This window comes from Mycobacterium shinjukuense, from assembly GCF_010730055.1.
GTDB classification, from domain to species: Bacteria; Actinomycetota; Actinomycetes; order Mycobacteriales; family Mycobacteriaceae; genus Mycobacterium; species Mycobacterium shinjukuense.
In genome coordinates, this window is sequence record NZ_AP022575.1 from 1,066,884 (window position 1) to 1,082,750 (window position 15,867).

A 15,867-nucleotide genomic window follows, 5' to 3' on the forward strand; every position below is an offset into this window, starting at 1 on the left:
GAGGCGGCTCATGAGAACCAGCCGGACCCTGGTGATGGTTCTGGTCGTGGCCGGGGTATCGGGCTGCGGCTGGCGCGGGCTGAATTCGCTGCCGCTGCCCGGCACCCAGGGCAACGGTCCGGGGTCCTATGTGATTCAGGCGCAGCTGCCCGATGTCAACAACATCCAGCCGAACTCGCGGGTCCGGGTCGCCGACGTGACGGTGGGTCACGTCACCGCCATCGAGCGGCAGGGCTGGCACGCGCTGGTGACCATGCGCCTGGATGGCGACGTCGACTTGCCCGCCAACGCGACCGCCAAGATCGGCACGACCAGCCTGCTGGGCTCTTATCATATCGAGCTGGCGCCACCGAAAGGCGAAGCGCCGCAAGGCAAGCTGCGCGGCGGCTCGGTCATTCCGCTGTCGCACGGCGGCGCCTATCCGAGCACCGAGCAGACGTTGGCGGCGCTGTCGCTGGTGCTCAACGGCGGCGGACTGGGCCAGATACAGGACATCACCGAGGCGTTGAGCACCGCGTTCCGCGGCCGCCAAGCCGATCTGCGCGGCCTGATCGGGCAGCTGGACACCTTCACCGCATACCTCAACGACCAGTCCGGTGACATCATCGCGGCCACCGACAGCCTGAACCGCCTGGTCGGCAGGTTCGCCGCCCAGCAACCCGTCTTGGACCGGGCCCTGACGACCATCCCCGACGCGCTCGCGGTGCTGAGCGATGAGCGGGACAAGCTCGTCGAGGCGGCCGACCAACTGAGCAAATTCAGCGCCCTGACCGTCGACTCGGTCAACAAAACCAAGGCGAACCTGGTCACCGAACTCCGGCAAGTCGGACCGGTGTTGGAGTCGCTGGCCAACGCCGGCCCGGCCCTGACCCGATCACTGTCCCTGCTGGCCACCTTCCCGTTCCCGAACGAGACCTTCCAGAATTTCCAGCGCGGCGACTACGCAAACCTGACCGCGATCGTCGACCTCACCCTGAGCCGAATCGACCAGGGCCTGCTGACCGGCACCCGGTGGGAGTGTCACCTGACCCAGCTCGAGCTGCAGTGGGGGCGCACCATCGGCCAGTTCCCCAGCCCGTGCACCGCGGGCTACCGGGGCACCCCCGGCAACCCGCTGACAATCGCCTACCACGGGGACCAGGGGCCCTAGATGCTGCATCTACCGCGCCGGGTCATCGTTCAGCTGACCGTCTTCACCGTGATCTCGGTGGCGGTGCTGGCCGTCACGTTTCTGCACTTCGTCAAGCTGCCGGCCATGCTGTTCGGTGTCGGCCGCTACACGGTGACGATGGAGCTGCCGGAAGCCGCCGGACTGTATGACAGCGCAAACGTCACCTACCGCGGCTTCGAGGTGGGCCGGGTGCGATCGGTGCGGCTGACCGACACCGGGGTGCAAGCGGTGCTGGCCCTGAAATCGGGCATTGACATCCCGTCGGACCTCAAGGCCGAGGTGCACAGCCACACCGCGATCGGCGAAACCTATGTCGAGTTGCTGCCCCGCAACACCACCTCGCCTCCGCTGACCGACGGCGACGTCATCCCGCTGGCCGACACCTCGGTGCCGCCGGACATCAATGCTCTGCTCAGCGCGGTGAACACCGCCCTGGCGGCGATACCTCGAGACAACCTCAAGACCGTCATCGACGAGTCGTACACCGCGGTGGCCGGGCTCGGCCCCGAGCTATCCCGGCTGGTCACGGGAACGTCGAAGCTGGCGATCGACGCGCGCCAGAATCTCGAACCGCTGGTGGCGCTGATCGATCGGGCCCAGCCGGTGCTCGACTCACAGACCCACACCTCGGATGCGATCACGGCCTGGGCAGCACACCTGGCCACCGTCACCACGGAATTGCACACGCACGACGCGGCCGTCGGCGATCTCATCGACCGGGGCGGCCCGGCGTTGGGGCAGATGCGTCAACTGCTCGAGCGCCTGCAACCCACCCTGCCGATCCTGCTGGCCAACCTCGTCAGCGTGGGCCAGGTGGCGCTCACCTACCACAACGACATCGAACAGCTGCTGGTGGTGTTCCCCATGGCCATCGCCGCCGAACAGGCCGGCATCCTGGCCAACCTGAACACCAAGCAGGCCTACCGGGGTCAGTATCTGAGCTTCAACCTCAACCTCAACCTGCCACCGCCGTGCACCACCGGGTTCCTGCCGGCCCAGCAGCAGCGCATCCCCACGTTCGAGGATTACCCGGACCGCCCGGCCGGCGATCTGTACTGCCGGGTGCCGCAGGATTCGCCGCTCAACGTGCGCGGCGCCCGCAACATCCCCTGTGAGACGGTGCCGGGCAAGCGCGCACCCACGGTGAAGTTGTGCGAGAGCAATGAACCGTACGTGCCGCTGAACGACGGCTACAACTGGAAGGGCGACCCCAACGCCACGTTGTCCGGTCAGGACATCCCGCAGTCGCCGCCGGGTCCGGCTGCGGGTCCGCCCCCGTCGGTACCGCCGCTGCCCCTTGCCGCCGCCGAGTACGACCCGGCCACCGGCACCTACATCGGACCCGATGGGCATCGGTACACCCGATCCGACCTGGCTCAAACCGCGCCGAAGGACAAGACATGGCAAACGATGCTGCTGCCGCCGGGCAGCTGACGGTGACGGATGAGGCCGCCGACGCGGCTGGCGTGCCGCCGGCCCGAGCCAAACCCATGTCGGCACCGCGGCGCGCGCTGCTGTTCGGCTTGGCCGTTGTCGTCGCGTTGGCGATGCTGTTGTGCTGGTGCGGATTTCGCGTCCAGCAGGCACGCCAGGCGCAGGCCCAGCGCAGTCAGTTTTTGCAAGTGGCCCGCCAGGGCGCGCTGAACCTGACAACGATCGACTGGCGGCACGCCGAGGCCGATGTGCGCCGCATTCTAGACGGCGCCACCGGCGAGTTCTACAACGACTTCGCCAAGCGGTCACAGCCCTTCATCGACGTGCTTCAGCAAGCCCAGGCCACCACCGTCGGCACGATTACCGAGGCCGGGCTGCAGACGCAGACCGCCGACACGGCCCAGGCGCTGGTGGCGGTGTCCGTGCAAACCTCCACCGCCGGCGAAGCCGACCCGGTTCCACGAGCGTGGCGAATGCGCATCACCGTGCAGCGGGTCGGCGACCAGGTCAAGGTGTCCGATGTCGGATTCGTCCCATGAGCTGGTCGCGGGTGATCGCCTACGGGCTACTGCCCGGGCTGGCGTTGGCGCTGGCATCTGCCGCGGGCGTGCTGAAGTGGCAAGACGGCGCCGTCCGCGACGCCGCGGTTGCCCGCGCGGAATCGGTGCAGGCCGCGACCGACGGCACCATCGCGCTGCTGTCCTACCGACCCGACACCGTGCAGCGCGACCTGGAGGCCGCGCGGGGCGGGCTGACCGGTACGTTCCTGAACGCCTACACGCAGCTGACCCACGACGTGGTGATCCCCGGAGCGCAGCAAAAGCAGATCTCTGCCGCGGCCACCGTTTCGGCCGCGGCGTCGGTATCGGCTTCCGCAAAACACGCCGTCGTGCTGCTGTTCGTCAACCAGACCATCACCGTCGGCCAGGACGCGCCGAGCACCACCGCATCCAGCGTTCGGGTCACCCTCGACAAGGTCGACGGGCGTTGGCTGATCGCACGATTCGACCCGGTGTGAGCTCACCATGATGCACCGCCGGTCGTCTCACCGCATCCAGCCTCTGGCGGCTGGGGTTTTCGCGGGTGCGCTGTTATGCGGTGTGCTGACGACGGCGGTGACACCGCGTGCGCGCGCGGACGTGGTGGCCTATCTGGTCAACGTGACGGTGCGTCCCGGCTACGACTTCGCCAACGCCGATGCCGCCTTGACCTACGGACATGGCCTCTGCGACAAGGTATCTCGGGGATGCACCTATGCACAGGTCATCGGCGAGATCAAAGCCGACTTCAACACCGTCGACGACTACCAGGCCTCCTATCTGCTCGGCCAGGCCGTCAACGAACTCTGCCCCGCGTTGATCTGGCAGCTGCGAAACTCCGCGGCCCACTATCGGCCACGGCCCTGAAGAAAGGGACTGATATGTCGCGTCGAGCATCGGCCCTGTCTGCCTTGTTGGCCATCGCCGCCGGCGCCGTGTGGGCTGCACCCGCCGCGCGGGCCGACAACAAGCGGCTCAACGACGGCGTGGTCGCCAACGTCTACACCGTGCAACATCAGGCCGGCTGCACCAACGACGTCAAGATCAACCCGCGGCTGCAACTGGCCGCGCAATGGCACGCCCTCGATGTGCTGCACAACCGAAACCTCAACGACGACATCGGTTCTGACGGGTCCACCCCGCAAGACCGCGCAACCGCCGCCGGCTTCCACGGCAAGGTGGCCGAAACGGTGGCGATCAATCCCGCCCTGGCGATCAGCGGCATCGAGTTGATCAACCAGTGGTATTACAACCCTTCGTATTTCGCGATCATGTCCAATTGCGCCAACAGCCAAATCGGGGTGTGGTCGGAAAACAGCCCGGATCGCACCGTCGTGGTGGCCGTCTACGGGCAGCCCGACCGACCACCGGATCCGGTTGCCTCGCGGGAAAACGTTCCGATCGACCCGAGCCCCGACTACGACGCCAGCGACGAGATCGAATATGGCATCAGCTGGCTCCCGTGGATCCTGCGTGGGGTGTACCCCCCGCCCGCGATGCCGCCGGGTCGATGAGATCGCGGAACCCCTCCGCCCGGCAGACGGATGCGCCCAGGCTTCGCACCCGCTCGGCCAATACCCTGTCCGACGTCACGACCCGAATGTCATGCGGTTGCGGGTCGGCCGCCACCAGCCGGATGATCTCATCGTCGGCGGAGTTGGCGGCAGCCTCGGGCGCATGGGCCACCTCGATCACCGTCGAGCGGATCGCGGTTGACGGTGGCCGCTCGAACACGACGGTCACCTTGTCACCCTTGACGGTGGCCCACCGGTCCAGCCGCTGCACCAGCGCGACCATCGCGCCGTGCCGATCCTGCCACCAACCGTCCGGGCGACTGCCGATCACGTTCATGGCGTCGACGATCCAGCGCACACCTCACGGTACGACGATGTCGCCTCGGTGCGGGCTGTCAGCCGCGCGCCGGCACACTTAGAACCAGCGACGCCACCCGGATCTCTTGGTGATGTCCTTGCGAAAGCTCTCGTAGTGTCGCTGTGCGGCTCTTTCTTCCAACGCGCCGAGGGCGTTGACCACTTCGAGGTGGGAGAGGATGAGCAGCCCGTTCAACTGCTTGAGGCGTTCCGGGCTGGCCAGCGATTCTTCGTCGCCGACATGGATGAGCAAAAAGTCACGGAGCGCCTGGCTGCCCTTCATCTGCTCCGGGACCTTGATTTCCCGCAAGATGGTGGCCATGTCGGGGTTGTTCACAACATCCCTCCTTCACGATTGCCCAACAAGCGTAGGAGACCGCGCCTGCCCACCACCGTGCAGGAGAATTACGACAACATCGTCGCCGCCGACCGGCGGCCGACAAACAGCGTCCGGCCCGCGATACCGCTACGTCAGGCGCTCACCGGGTTGCAGCTCGACGCGGCCGTCGCGTTCGCCTTCGTCCTCGTCCGCGGGGCCGGTGGCCGAGGCCAACCCCGGCTTGGCGGCACCGCCGGCGGGGGCGCCCGCGGCACCCATCCCGCTGCCCAAGGGCGCGGCGCCACTCATCGCCGACGATCCGGCGCTGGCGGCGGCCGACGCGGTCGGCGATGAGGGCGCCTCGATCAGCTGCGACATCAACGGCGTGCGCGCCGCCGCGCCGGCTTCGCCGGGCAGCGATCCCGCGCGCAGCAGCCCAGCGCCGGTGCTCACGCCCGCTCCGCCGGCCGTCGAACGGGAAATCGCCGCACCGCTGAACGTCAACGCGCCGGCGGCGTTGTCGTCGGCGTCCCCGTACATCCGGGCGATGTCGGTCAGCGCCGCGCCCGCCCGCATGAGTTCCTCCTGGGCCGCCGTGTTGGACGCCAGCATCGAGGCGGCTTCTTGCGCGAACGCCATGACTGCCTGCGCCGAGACCTCTTCACCGCCCGCGGGGACCAGGCCGGTCAACACCGACACCGCCGCCGTCGCACCGGCGCTGAGGCCCTGGCTACCGATGTCGATTAACTGTGAACCAATGTCGGCGGCCGCCGGGTCGTGTGACATGGAATCCATGGCGTGCTGCTCCTGTGTCTTTGTGCGCGGACACAACCCTTGGTCATGACCGGTACCAACCAAACGCCCGCGACGCGACAACCGCCGCAAACTCCGATCCGGGCGCGCTGGACGATGAGACAATTCTAGCCCCGCTATCAAGTTAGCCAACCCGCTAATATCCGCCTCACGAGCCTCAGAAGTCACTTGAGTCACTCGGCTTGGCCGACACCTCACAGATGCGTCAACAGCCGCCCGGCAAACTCCTCGGGATGCGCTCGATGGATGAACTGCCCTTCATATCGTCTAACGCCGCGCGGCGGCGTTGGCCGCGGCCTGAGCCCGCCGGAGCAGCGTCGCGACATCGCCGCGGCCGAGGAACATTTCGTCGAAATACGGCTGCAGAGCCTCGTTGCCGGCCGCAAAGCCGGCACCGCCCGGGGCCGGCATGCGGGGTCCGTTGAGCACCGCAAAGAACGGTGTGACGTCGACGCCGTTGGCTTTCCAGTAGTCGAAGTACACCGGCTGGGCCGACAGCACCGCGGGGATGGCCGCGCCGTGGCGGCCCAGATATGCGTTGCCCGCGCTGCTGCCCATCCAAGCCAGTACCTGACGCACCGCGTCGGGGTGCTTGGACGCCGAATTACCTGCTGCCGCAATGCCGTTGGTGACACTCACCCGGCCTTTGGGGCCGGCGGGCATCATCGCCACTCCCCAACGGAAGGTCGCATCCCGGGCCACCGCCGCGAGATTGTATGTGCCGGACTGGAATAGCGCCATCTTGCCGGCCAGGAACTGGTTGCGGGAGAAATCGCCGTTGTCGTTGGTGTCGGAGGCCGGCGGCGCGACATGATCGTCGTTGATCAGGCCGACCAGATAACGGAACGCGTCGACCGCCTCGGGGTTGTCGAACGCGAATTCGTCGTGACGCTGGAACACGCCGCCGGCCGAGCCGATGTAGTTGAGGTAGATGCCCTGCGGGTCGTTGGCCGCGTTGTATCCCCACTGGCGGACCCGTCTTTCGTCGAAACCCGCTGTGCCCGCAGGGTGTCCGTCGGCGTCGACGGTGAGCCGGGCCAGCAGGGGGCGCAGCGTGTCGTCGCCGTCGGGGCTCCATCGCAGGTCGTCCAGCTCGGCAGGGTCCACGCCGGCGGCGGCCAGCAGGTCCGCGTTGTAGAACACCGCGATCCCGGCGTCGGTCAGCTGCGGCACCCCCCACAACACGCCGCCTCGGCTGAACTGATCGACCACCGCCGGTTCCCAGTCGCAGGTGTCGGCGTCGATGCGCATCAACCGGCCGCCATCGGCGTAGGCGGCGAGGTAGGCGTTGGACAGCCAGAAGATGTCGTCCGCGCTGCCTCCGGCCACGTCGGTGCGCAGGGTGTCGAAGTAGGTGGAATAGGCGACCAGGTTGATGCGCACCTCGATGTGGGGATGCGACCGGCTGAAGGCGTCGAACGATTGCCGGTAGGCCGACGCGATCACCGGCGCCCACAGCCGCACCGTCACCACGGTCGTGCCGCCGCTGGACTCGCCCGCGCGGTTCAACACCACCGCCGTCGCCGCCAACAGCATCGAGACCAGCACAAGCGCCCCGGCGACCAGCGTGGAAAAGCGGGGGCGGCTCATTTGAGCCCCGACACGACGATCGAGGAGACGATGTGCCGCTGGGCGGCGACGAAGAGCACGATCAGCGGCACGATCGCGACCGTGGTCGCGGCCATCACCAGCGTCCACTGGGCGTTGAACCGCGACTGCAGGTCGGCGGTGGCCACCGTCAGCACCCGCCACTTGCGGCCGCTGGTGATCACCAGCGGCCACATGAAGTTGTTCCACTGCGAGACCACGGTGATCAGCGTCAGCGTGGCCAGCACCGGGCGGCTGGACGGGATCACCACGTGCACGAGCACGTCCAGGGTGTTGGCGCCGTCCAGGCGTGCGGCGTTGATCAAGTCGTTCGGGATCAGTCGAAAGTGCTCGCGCAACAAGAAGATCGCATAGGGGGAACCAAACATGAAGGGCAGCACCAGGGCCCAGAACGTGTTGCGCAGACCCAGCTGCGCCATCATCAGATACAGCGGCACCACCGTGACCGTCGCCGGCACCATCAACGTCGCAATGTAGACCCAGAACAACGCGTCGCGTCCGGGAAACCGCAACCGGGCGAACGCGTAGCCGGAAAGCACCGAAAACGTCAGCTGGCCCAGCAGAATCACCGCCGTCATCAGCGCCGTCACCGCCGCCGCCCGGCCAAAGCCGGCGCCGGCCAGGTCGGTGTAGTTGTCCAAGGTGGGCGGCCGCGGCAACTGCAGCGGGGTGCCCGTCGCGAACTGGTGCGCGGACGTGAACGAGGTCAGCAAGCCGAGCACGAACGGCAGCAAGGTGATCACCGCGCCCAGCAACAGGCAGGCGTAGATGACCGGGTTGGACACGCTACGTGAGCTCATAGCTGATCCGCCGGCGGAAATACACGTGCTGGACAATGGTGACGCCGACGAGGATGACGAACAGCACCACCGCCATCACCGACGCGCGCCCGATGGCCGCCGAACCGAACGCCTCGGCGTAGATGCGGTGCGCCACCAGGTCGGTGCGGCCCTGAGGCCCGCCGCCGGTCAGCGCGTAGACGATGTCGAAAATTTGTGCGGCACTGACGATCCCGGTGACCAGCACGAAGAACGTCGTCGGCCGCAGCATCGGCAGGGTGATGCGCCAGAACCGCTGCCAAGCGTTGGCGCCGTCGGTGCGGGCGGCGGCGTGGATGTCGTCGGGGATGGCCAGCAGGCCCGCCAGGAACGACAACGAGACATATCCGACGTTGGTCCACACGACGACGGCGGCAACCACCGGCAGGGCCAGGTCGGGATTGGTCAGCCATTCGATGCGACGCCCCAGCAGCGCGCTGATGGCGCCGTCGGTGGGCGCCAGGATCCAGCGCCACATCACCGCGATCGCCAGCGGGGCGCAGATCCACGGCAGGACGTAGAGCGTGCGGAAGAAGGTGGTGCCCGGCAGCCCGCGGGTCAACAGCAGCGCGGCGCCCAGCCCGAGCATCGTCTGCGCGGGAACCACGATCGCCACGAAGACCGCGGTCACCACCAGCGAGTCGCCGAAGCCGGAGTCGGCCAGCACCGATCGCCAGTTGGCCAGCCCGACGTAGCGCAGCGGGCCCAGCAGGTCCCAGCGGTACAGGCTGAGCCAGACCACCACGAGTATCGGCAGCACCAAGAAGGTGACCACGCCGAACAGGCTGGGAGCGAGCAGGGCGTAGGCCAGAGCGGTGGTTCGGCGTGGCGCGTCGCTCATGGATGTATTAAAGCGGGTCGTTACGGTGTAGCCGTGACACCGAAGCGGGGGATCGATGCCGACTTCCTGGACCTGCCGCGCCACCAGTTGGCCGACGCCGCGCTGTCGGCGGCCAGCGCGGCCGGGGCCAGCCACGCCGACGTGCGGATTCACCGCATCAGCAGCGAGATCATCCAGCTGCGCGACGGTGAGCTGGAGACCGCGGTGCTCAGCCGCGAGCTCGGTCTGGCGGTCCGGGTGATCGTCGCCGGCACGTGGGGATTCGCCTCGCACGCCGAACTGTCGCCGCACGCCGCAGCGGCCACCGCACGCCGCGCGGTGCACGTGGCCACCGTGCTGGCGCCGCTGAACAAGGAGCGCATCACGCTGGCGCCGGAGCCGGTGTACACCGATGCCACCTGGGTGTCGAACTACCGGATCGACCCGTTCGACATCCCCGCGGCCGACAAGATCGCCGTCCTCGGCGACTACTCCGCCCGGCTGCTGGACGCCGACGGCGTCGACCATGTGTCGGCCGGTTTGACGTCGGTGAAGGAGCAGACGTTCTACGCCGATACCTTCGGATCCTCGATTACCCAGCAGCGGGTGCGGGTGATGCCCTCCCTGGAGGCGGTGACCGTCGACGCCCAGGCGGGCAGCTTCGACTCGATGCGCACCCTGGCCCCGCCGACCGCGCGAGGATGGGAAGCGGTGGCCGGCGACGAGGTGTGGAACTGGACCGATGAGCTCGCCGAGCTGCCGTCGCTGCTGGCCGAGAAGGTCAGGGCGCCCAGCGTGATGCCCGGGCCCACCGACCTGGTGATCGACCCGACCAACCTGTGGCTGACCATCCACGAATCCATTGGCCACGCAACCGAATACGACCGCGCGATCGGATACGAAGCGGCCTACGCGGGAACGTCGTTCGCCACTCCGGACAAACTCGGCAGCTTGCGCTACGGCTCCCCGGTGATGAACGTGACCGCCGACCGTACCGTCGAATTCGGTTTGGCTACAGTCGGTTACGACGACGAGGGAGTGGCCGCGCAAAGCTGGGACCTGGTGCGTGACGGGGTGTTCGTGGGCTATCAACTCGACCGGGTGTTCGCCTTGCGGCTCGGGCAGCAGCGCTCCAACGGCTGCTCCTACGCCGACTCGCCGCACCATGTCCCGATCCAGCGGATGGCCAACGTTTCGCTGCAACCCGGCACCGACGACCTCACCACGGCGGACCTGATCGGCAGGGTCGACGACGGCATCTACGTCGTCGGGGACAAGTCGTGGTCGATCGACATGCAGCGCTACAACTTCCAGTTCACCGGGCAGCGGTTCTTCCGGATCCGCGACGGGCAGCTGTACGGCCAGTTGCGCGACGTCGCGTATCAGGCCACCACCACCGATTTCTGGAATTCCATGGAAGCCGTCGGCGGCCCGTCCACCTTCCGGCTGGGTGGCGCGATGAACTGCGGCAAGGCCCAACCCGGCCAGGTGGCCGCCGTCAGCCACGGCTGTCCGTCGGCGCTGTTCCGCGGCGTCAACGTGCTCAACACCCGTACCGAGGGCGGCCGATGATCACCCCGCAGCACCTGGTGAACCTCGTCCTGCAGGAGGCGGCAAAAGCGGGCCGGGCCGACGAGACCATGGTGCTGGTCACCGACCGGATGCAGGCCACGCTGCGCTGGGCGGGCAACACGATGACCACCAACGGCATCGCGGTGAGTCGTGGTCTGACGGTGATTTCTATTGTCCGCCAGGGTGATAGCGCGTTCGTCGGCTCGGTGGTCTCCGCCGAAGTGGACCCGGCGGTGATCCCCGGACTGGTGGCGGCGTCGCAGCAGGCGGCCCGCTGCGCGCCGGAAGCCGGCGACGCCGCGCCGTTGATCGGCGACGGCGGGGAGCCGGCCGACTGGGATGCGCCGATACCCGGCACCGGGCCGGAGGTTTTCAACGGTGTCGTCGGCAGGCTGAACCGGGCGTTCCGCGGCCCCGACCGGCTGTTCGGCTATGCGCACCACAGCGTCGCGACGACGTTCCTGGCGTCCTCGACGGGGCTGCGCCGGCGCTACACCCAGCCCGCCGGCGCCATCGAGATCAACGCCAAACGCGGCGACGCCAGCGTATGGACGGGCGTGGGCACGCCCGATTTCGTCGACGTGCCAACCGATTCGCTGCTCGGCGAGCTGTCGATGAAGCTGGGGTGGGCGGAGCGCACCGTCGAGTTGCCGGCGGGACGGTACGAGACGATCATGCCGCCGTCGACGGTGGCCGACCTGATGATCTCCCTGGGCTGGTCGATGGCCGGCCGGGGGGCGCAGGAGGGCCGGACCGCGTTCTCGGCGCCCGGCGGCGGAACCCGGGTGGGCGAGCGGCTCACCGACTTGCCGCTGACGCTGTTCTCCGATCCGATGGCGCCCGGCCTGGCGTGTACGCCGTTCGTGGCGGTGAGCAACTCCTCGGAGACACAGTCGGTGTTCGACAACGGGATGGAGATCGCCCACGTGGAGTGGATCCGCGACGGGGTGATCAACGCGCTGGCCTATCCGCGGGCCACGGCCGCCAAATTCGACGCCCCGGTCGCGGTCGCCGCCGACAACCTGGTGATGACGGGCGGGTCGACCGAGCTGGCCGACATGATCGCGGCCACCGAGCGCGGGTTGTTGCTGACCACGCTGTGGTACATCCGCGAGGTCGACCCCACCACGCTGCTGCTCACCGGGCTGACCCGCGACGGCGTCTACCTCATCGAAGACGGCGAGGTGACCGCGGCCGTCAACAACTTCCGGTTCAACGAGAGCCCGCTGGATCTGCTGCGGCGGGCCACCGAGGCCGGTGTCAGCGAGACGACCCTGCCGCGGGAATGGGGGGATTGGGCGACACGGGCGGCGATGCCGTCGCTGCGGATACCGGACTTTCACATGTCCTCGGTCAGCCAGGCGCAGTAATGCGGCCGAACAGCCGCCGTCAGATATACGGATGCGTTAATTTGGACCCCGGCGCACCTCGTCGCCGACGACGTCGCCGAGGTGCGCACCCGATTCTTCGCGACCGCAGGTGCTTGTCCAGCGCGTCGACGGCCAGCAGGACCGGCATCGACGCCAGCGCGGCGACCCAGCCCCACAGCGGCGGGTTCCACTGGCCCAGCAGCCTCGCGATGGGCGGCACCCACAGTACGACGAGGGAGAAGGCCAGCTCGATGAGCACCGCCGGCAGCAGGAGCCGGTTGGTGAACCAGCCCAGCGCTCCGGGCCAACGCGAGGAGGATCGGCAGGCAAAGACGTTCGCCGTCTGCGCAAAGACGACCGTCATGAACGCCGCGCCGGAGGCCGCCGCCAGCGGCTGCCCGGTGGGAAACGGATTTCCCGGACGCCAACCGAGCGCCAACAGGGACACCACGAAGGCGGCCAGCGAAAGGACGGCCTCGAGTGGCCCCAGCACCCCGAAGGCCCGGCGCAGCACGGTGGGGTTCATCAGCCGCCCGCCCACCGGGGGGTCTTCGAGCAGGTGCTTGGCGGGCGGCTCGGCGCCAAGCGCGACCGCCGACAGGGTGTCGGTGCCCAGGTCGAGCGCGATGATCTGCAGCACGCCGAGCGCGAGCGGGAACAGGCCGCCCGAGAGCGCCCAGACCAGAAACGGCGCGAGCTCGGCGACGTTGTCGGTCACGTGGTAGGTGAGAAACCGGCGGACGTTGACGAAGGTCGCACGGCCCTGCTCGATGCCGGCCACGATGCCGGCGAAGGAGTCGTCGAGCAGGACCAGGTCGGCCGCCTCACGGGCGACATCGGTGCCCGACCGGCCCATGGCCACCCCGATGTCGGCCTCGTGCAGCGCCGGGGCGTCATTGACACCGTCCCCGGTCATGGCCACCACGTGCCCCCGCGAGCGCAGCGCGCGGGCGATGCGGAGTTTGTCCTCCGGGGAGACCCGGGCGACCACCACCCCGTCGTGGTCGAGCAGCGCGGCCAGATGCTGCTCGTCTTCGGGAAGGTCGGTGCCCAGGAGCACCGGTGAGTCGCGGCGGCGCAGCCCCACCTCGTCGGCGATGGCCGTCGCGGTGGCCGGATGGTCACCGGTCACCATCGCCACCCGCACTCCCGCCCTTCGGCAGGCTTGCAGCGACTCGCAGACCTCGCCCCGCGGCGGATCCTCCAGTGCCACCAGGCCCAGCAGGCGCAACCCCCGGTCGCAGTCCTTCAGATCCCGGGGAGTATGGCCGTTTCTCGGCCCGGCGGCGATGGCGAGCACCCGCAGCCCACGGGCGGTGAGCGTGTCCATCGCCCGGTGGGCCGCGGGGTCGTCGCCGCAGAGCGGGAGCACGGCGTCCGGCGCGCCCTTCACCACGATCTCGTCGGCCAGCACCACGGCCATCCGGCGCAGCCGGGGGTCGAAGGGGAACCGCAGCTCGGCCGAACCGGCGCGACGGTCCTCGACGGTGTCGATGCCCAGGCGCCGGGCCAGGGTGTCCAGGGCCGCCTCCATGGGGTCCCCGTGGGCCCGCCACCGCCCGGCCACCTCGTCGGCGTACCCGGTGGAGCAGCGTTCGCCGGCCAGGGCCAGCGCGCGGACCCGGTCCGCCGCGGTGGCCGAGGACCACGTCAATCCGGCCGTCGGAGCGTAGCCGGGGCCCTCGACGGTCAGCGACCCGGCGGGCGTCCAGGCCTCGACCACGGTCATCTGGTTTTGGGTGAGCGTTCCCGTCTTGTCGGTGCAGATGAACGTCGTGGAGCCCAGCGTCTCGACGGCCTCGAGGTCGCGGACGAGGATCTGCCGTTTGGCCATCTGCTCCGAACCCCAGGCCAGCGACAGCGTCACCGTGGGCAGCAGCGCCTCCGGGACCAGCGCGACGGTGACGCCGATCGCGAACACGAAGGCCTGCTGGATCGGGTTGCCGACGAGCACCGAAACCAGCAGGAACAGCGCGCCCACGCTGACCGCGATCGCGGCCGTGAGCCGCACGACGCCCTGCAGGCCGCGGGTCAGTGGGGTGTCGGGTTTCGAGGTGGATGTCGTCAGCCGGGCGATCCCGGCCAGGCGGGTGTGCGGGCCGATCGCGGTGACCCGGGCTCGCGAGTCGCCTTCGACGACGAACGTGCCGGCGAAGAGGGTTTCGCCCTCGGCCACGGCACCGGCCGCACTCTCGCCGGTGAGCATGGACGAGTCGACGAGCAACCGGTTCTCGGCAAGGACCACGGCGTCGGCCGGCACCCGGTCGCCGCTTTCCAGCAGCAGCACGTCGTCGACCACCACGTCCTCGGCCTCGATCAGCTGCCGACGACCGTCACGCCAGACCGTGACTCGGGTGGGCAGCATCTCCTGGAGCCGATCGGCGGCCCGGTCGGCCCGAGCTTGCTGGATCAAGGCGAAGACGCCGTTCAGCACGATCACCGCGATGATGGCGGCGCTGAGTTGCGGGAGCTTCGCGAGGAAGGCGAGCGCCGCGGCCGCCCACAGCAGCAGGGCGAAAAAGTGCGTCAGCTCGTCGAGCAGGCGGCGCGCGATCGAGGGCCTGCTTGCCACCGGAAGCCTGTTGGCACCGCCGCGCTTGCGCCGGGCGGTGGCCTCCGCCGTGGTCAGCCCGGGCGCCGTGACAGCGGCCATGATTTCTCCCGATGCGTGCTCTCGACGACCAGCGCGACCGAAATGCTATCGCCGAGGCGGTTGCGCGTGACGCGTGCCGCGGCGCACCGGATTGTCCGCTCGTCGAACCCGGCACCACGCATCGTCGCCAAGGGCCAGCGGCAGGTACCGTCAACCCATGGCGTTTCGGCGGGAAAGTCCGCTTCGCGGTCGGCGGTTACGGCTCGATGAGGCGCTGATGGAGCGCTTCGCCATGAGTCGGGCCGGCAACCTATTCGGTCTGCACGTGATGCCACGCATCGACAAGGTGCTGATCCCTCGGACCAAGGGCCGGGTGAGCTCGATGGGGTTCGACAAGGTCGGGCTGCTGACGTCGACCGGGGCCAAATCCGGCCGGCCGCGCACGCATCCGCTGACGTTGATCGCGGACTCCGACGGGCTGCTGGCCATCGGATCCAACTACGGCCGGGCCACGCATCCGGCCTGGAGCGCCAACCTGCTGGCACACCCCGACTGCACGGTCGAGTTCAAGGGCCCGCCCCGACGGTACCGGGCCGAGCTTTTGACCGGAGATGCCCGCGCGGCGGCGTGGGCCACCGCCGTCGACTTCTACAACGGTTACGAGAACTACCGGGCCAATTGCTCGCCCCGCGAGATCCGGGTGTTTCGGCTTCGGCCGGTTGACGGCTGAATGTCTCGAGCGGCGCGGACGCGTCGGTTTGGGGTCTGTCGGCGCCGGCTGGCGCGCTAGGGTCGATGGTTGTGCGCACAGCGGGATAGCCCTAGCGGCGGTAGCTCAGTTGGTCAGAGCCGCGGACTCATAATCGGTGTTCCTGGGCGTTTGCTGCGTTGGCTGGAGTTGGTGGGTTCGGGATATACCGGCTTCTAGCTGCGGCGATG

Annotated in this window: 16 protein-coding genes; 9 read left to right on the forward strand and 7 right to left on the reverse strand. The window is 68.6% G+C overall.

Annotated features, from left to right (window positions below):
- Positions 1-10: 10 nt before the first annotated feature.
- From G6N20_RS04615 to G6N20_RS04640, 6 genes are read left to right on the forward strand one after another with little or no spacing between them, the layout of a single operon-like run.
- Positions 11-1,150: a virulence factor Mce family protein gene (locus G6N20_RS04615; protein ID WP_083049497.1), complete on the forward strand. Its 1,140-nt coding sequence runs from the start codon at positions 11-13 to the stop codon at positions 1,148-1,150.
- Positions 1,151-2,605, forward strand: a complete 1,455-nt coding sequence (locus G6N20_RS04620) for an MCE family protein (RefSeq protein ID WP_083049500.1) — start codon at positions 1,151-1,153, stop codon at positions 2,603-2,605.
- Positions 2,572-3,144, forward strand: coding sequence for a mammalian cell entry protein (locus G6N20_RS04625; protein WP_083049503.1), 573 nt, complete (start codon positions 2,572-2,574; stop codon positions 3,142-3,144). Before G6N20_RS04620 ends, G6N20_RS04625 begins: the two co-directional genes overlap by 34 nt.
- Positions 3,141-3,623 (forward strand): hypothetical protein, encoded by a 483-nt coding sequence (locus tag G6N20_RS04630; protein ID WP_083049506.1) that lies wholly within the window; start codon positions 3,141-3,143, stop codon positions 3,621-3,623. Before G6N20_RS04625 ends, G6N20_RS04630 begins: the two co-directional genes overlap by 4 nt.
- Positions 3,624-3,633: 10 nt before the next feature.
- Entirely contained in the window at positions 3,634-4,011 is a 378-nt protein-coding gene (locus G6N20_RS04635) for a DUF732 domain-containing protein (RefSeq protein ID WP_083049552.1), read from the forward strand.
- Between the two features lie 14 nt (positions 4,012-4,025).
- Positions 4,026-4,658: a CAP domain-containing protein gene (locus G6N20_RS04640; RefSeq protein ID WP_083049509.1), complete on the forward strand. Its 633-nt coding sequence runs from the start codon at positions 4,026-4,028 to the stop codon at positions 4,656-4,658.
- Here G6N20_RS04640 and G6N20_RS04645 read toward each other — a convergent pair.
- The 6 genes from G6N20_RS04645 to G6N20_RS04670 form a co-directional block, all read right to left on the reverse strand.
- Positions 4,594-5,016, reverse strand: coding sequence for an NYN domain-containing protein (locus G6N20_RS04645; RefSeq protein ID WP_083049511.1), 423 nt, complete (start codon positions 5,014-5,016; stop codon positions 4,594-4,596). The genes G6N20_RS04640 and G6N20_RS04645 overlap by 65 nt on opposite strands.
- A gap of 57 nt (positions 5,017-5,073) precedes the next feature.
- The gene (locus tag G6N20_RS04650) at positions 5,074-5,352 is read right to left on the reverse strand and encodes a hypothetical protein (RefSeq protein ID WP_083049513.1); all 279 of its coding nucleotides are present in this window, start codon (positions 5,350-5,352) and stop codon (positions 5,074-5,076) included.
- Between the two features lie 129 nt (positions 5,353-5,481).
- Entirely contained in the window at positions 5,482-6,129 is a 648-nt protein-coding gene (locus G6N20_RS22105; RefSeq protein WP_083049516.1) for a PE family protein, read from the reverse strand.
- 285 nt (positions 6,130-6,414) lie between these two features.
- Entirely contained in the window at positions 6,415-7,737 is a 1,323-nt protein-coding gene (locus tag G6N20_RS04660; protein WP_083049519.1) for an ABC transporter substrate-binding protein, read from the reverse strand.
- Positions 7,734-8,555, reverse strand: coding sequence for a carbohydrate ABC transporter permease (locus G6N20_RS04665; protein ID WP_083049522.1), 822 nt, complete (start codon positions 8,553-8,555; stop codon positions 7,734-7,736). Before G6N20_RS04665 ends, G6N20_RS04660 begins: the two co-directional genes overlap by 4 nt.
- The gene (locus G6N20_RS04670) at positions 8,542-9,414 is read right to left on the reverse strand and encodes a carbohydrate ABC transporter permease (RefSeq protein ID WP_083049525.1); all 873 of its coding nucleotides are present in this window, start codon (positions 9,412-9,414) and stop codon (positions 8,542-8,544) included. The genes G6N20_RS04665 and G6N20_RS04670 overlap by 14 nt, the downstream gene beginning before the upstream one ends.
- Before the next feature lie 33 nt (positions 9,415-9,447).
- Here G6N20_RS04670 and G6N20_RS04675 point away from each other — a divergent pair, with 33 nt between their 5' ends.
- Together G6N20_RS04675 and G6N20_RS04680 are read left to right on the forward strand one after the other, a co-directional pair.
- Complete coding sequence (locus G6N20_RS04675) at positions 9,448-10,965, forward strand: TldD/PmbA family protein (protein ID WP_083049527.1); 1,518 nt, start codon at positions 9,448-9,450, stop codon at positions 10,963-10,965.
- Entirely contained in the window at positions 10,962-12,335 is a 1,374-nt protein-coding gene (locus tag G6N20_RS04680; RefSeq protein WP_083049530.1) for a TldD/PmbA family protein, read from the forward strand. Before G6N20_RS04675 ends, G6N20_RS04680 begins: the two co-directional genes overlap by 4 nt.
- A 19-nt stretch (positions 12,336-12,354) precedes the next feature.
- Here G6N20_RS04680 and G6N20_RS04685 read toward each other — a convergent pair whose 3' ends face one another.
- Complete coding sequence (locus G6N20_RS04685; protein ID WP_083049533.1) at positions 12,355-14,988, reverse strand: cation-translocating P-type ATPase; 2,634 nt, start codon at positions 14,986-14,988, stop codon at positions 12,355-12,357.
- A 157-nt stretch (positions 14,989-15,145) separates the two neighbouring features.
- On the opposite strand from G6N20_RS04685, the gene G6N20_RS04690 reads away from it, so the two are divergent.
- A complete protein-coding gene (locus G6N20_RS04690; RefSeq protein ID WP_083049535.1) occupies positions 15,146-15,658 on the forward strand; it encodes a nitroreductase family deazaflavin-dependent oxidoreductase in 513 nt (170 codons plus the stop codon).
- Positions 15,659-15,867: the final 209 nt, after the last annotated feature.

Bases quoted from the DNA above. Each gene is read 5' to 3' on its own strand.
- G6N20_RS04620 (WP_083049500.1), top strand. From the start codon at position 1,151: ATGCTGCATCTACCGCGCCGGGTCATCGTTCAGCTGACCGTCTTCACC.
- G6N20_RS04670 (WP_083049525.1), bottom strand. From the start codon at position 9,414: ATGAGCGACGCGCCACGCCGAACCACCGCTCTGGCCTACGCCCTGCTC.
- G6N20_RS04660 (WP_083049519.1), bottom strand. From the start codon at position 7,737: ATGAGCCGCCCCCGCTTTTCCACGCTGGTCGCCGGGGCGCTTGTGCTG.
- G6N20_RS22105 (WP_083049516.1), bottom strand. From the start codon at position 6,129: ATGGATTCCATGTCACACGACCCGGCGGCCGCCGACATTGGTTCACAG.
- G6N20_RS04690 (WP_083049535.1), top strand. From the start codon at position 15,146: ATGGCGTTTCGGCGGGAAAGTCCGCTTCGCGGTCGGCGGTTACGGCTC.
- G6N20_RS04685 (WP_083049533.1), bottom strand. From the start codon at position 14,988: ATGGCCGCTGTCACGGCGCCCGGGCTGACCACGGCGGAGGCCACCGCC.
- G6N20_RS04615 (WP_083049497.1), top strand. From the start codon at position 11: ATGAGAACCAGCCGGACCCTGGTGATGGTTCTGGTCGTGGCCGGGGTA.
- G6N20_RS04625 (WP_083049503.1), top strand. From the start codon at position 2,572: ATGGCAAACGATGCTGCTGCCGCCGGGCAGCTGACGGTGACGGATGAG.
- G6N20_RS04635 (WP_083049552.1), top strand. From the start codon at position 3,634: ATGCACCGCCGGTCGTCTCACCGCATCCAGCCTCTGGCGGCTGGGGTT.
- G6N20_RS04665 (WP_083049522.1), bottom strand. From the start codon at position 8,555: ATGAGCTCACGTAGCGTGTCCAACCCGGTCATCTACGCCTGCCTGTTG.
- G6N20_RS04680 (WP_083049530.1), top strand. From the start codon at position 10,962: ATGATCACCCCGCAGCACCTGGTGAACCTCGTCCTGCAGGAGGCGGCA.
- G6N20_RS04630 (WP_083049506.1), top strand. From the start codon at position 3,141: ATGAGCTGGTCGCGGGTGATCGCCTACGGGCTACTGCCCGGGCTGGCG.
- G6N20_RS04640 (WP_083049509.1), top strand. From the start codon at position 4,026: ATGTCGCGTCGAGCATCGGCCCTGTCTGCCTTGTTGGCCATCGCCGCC.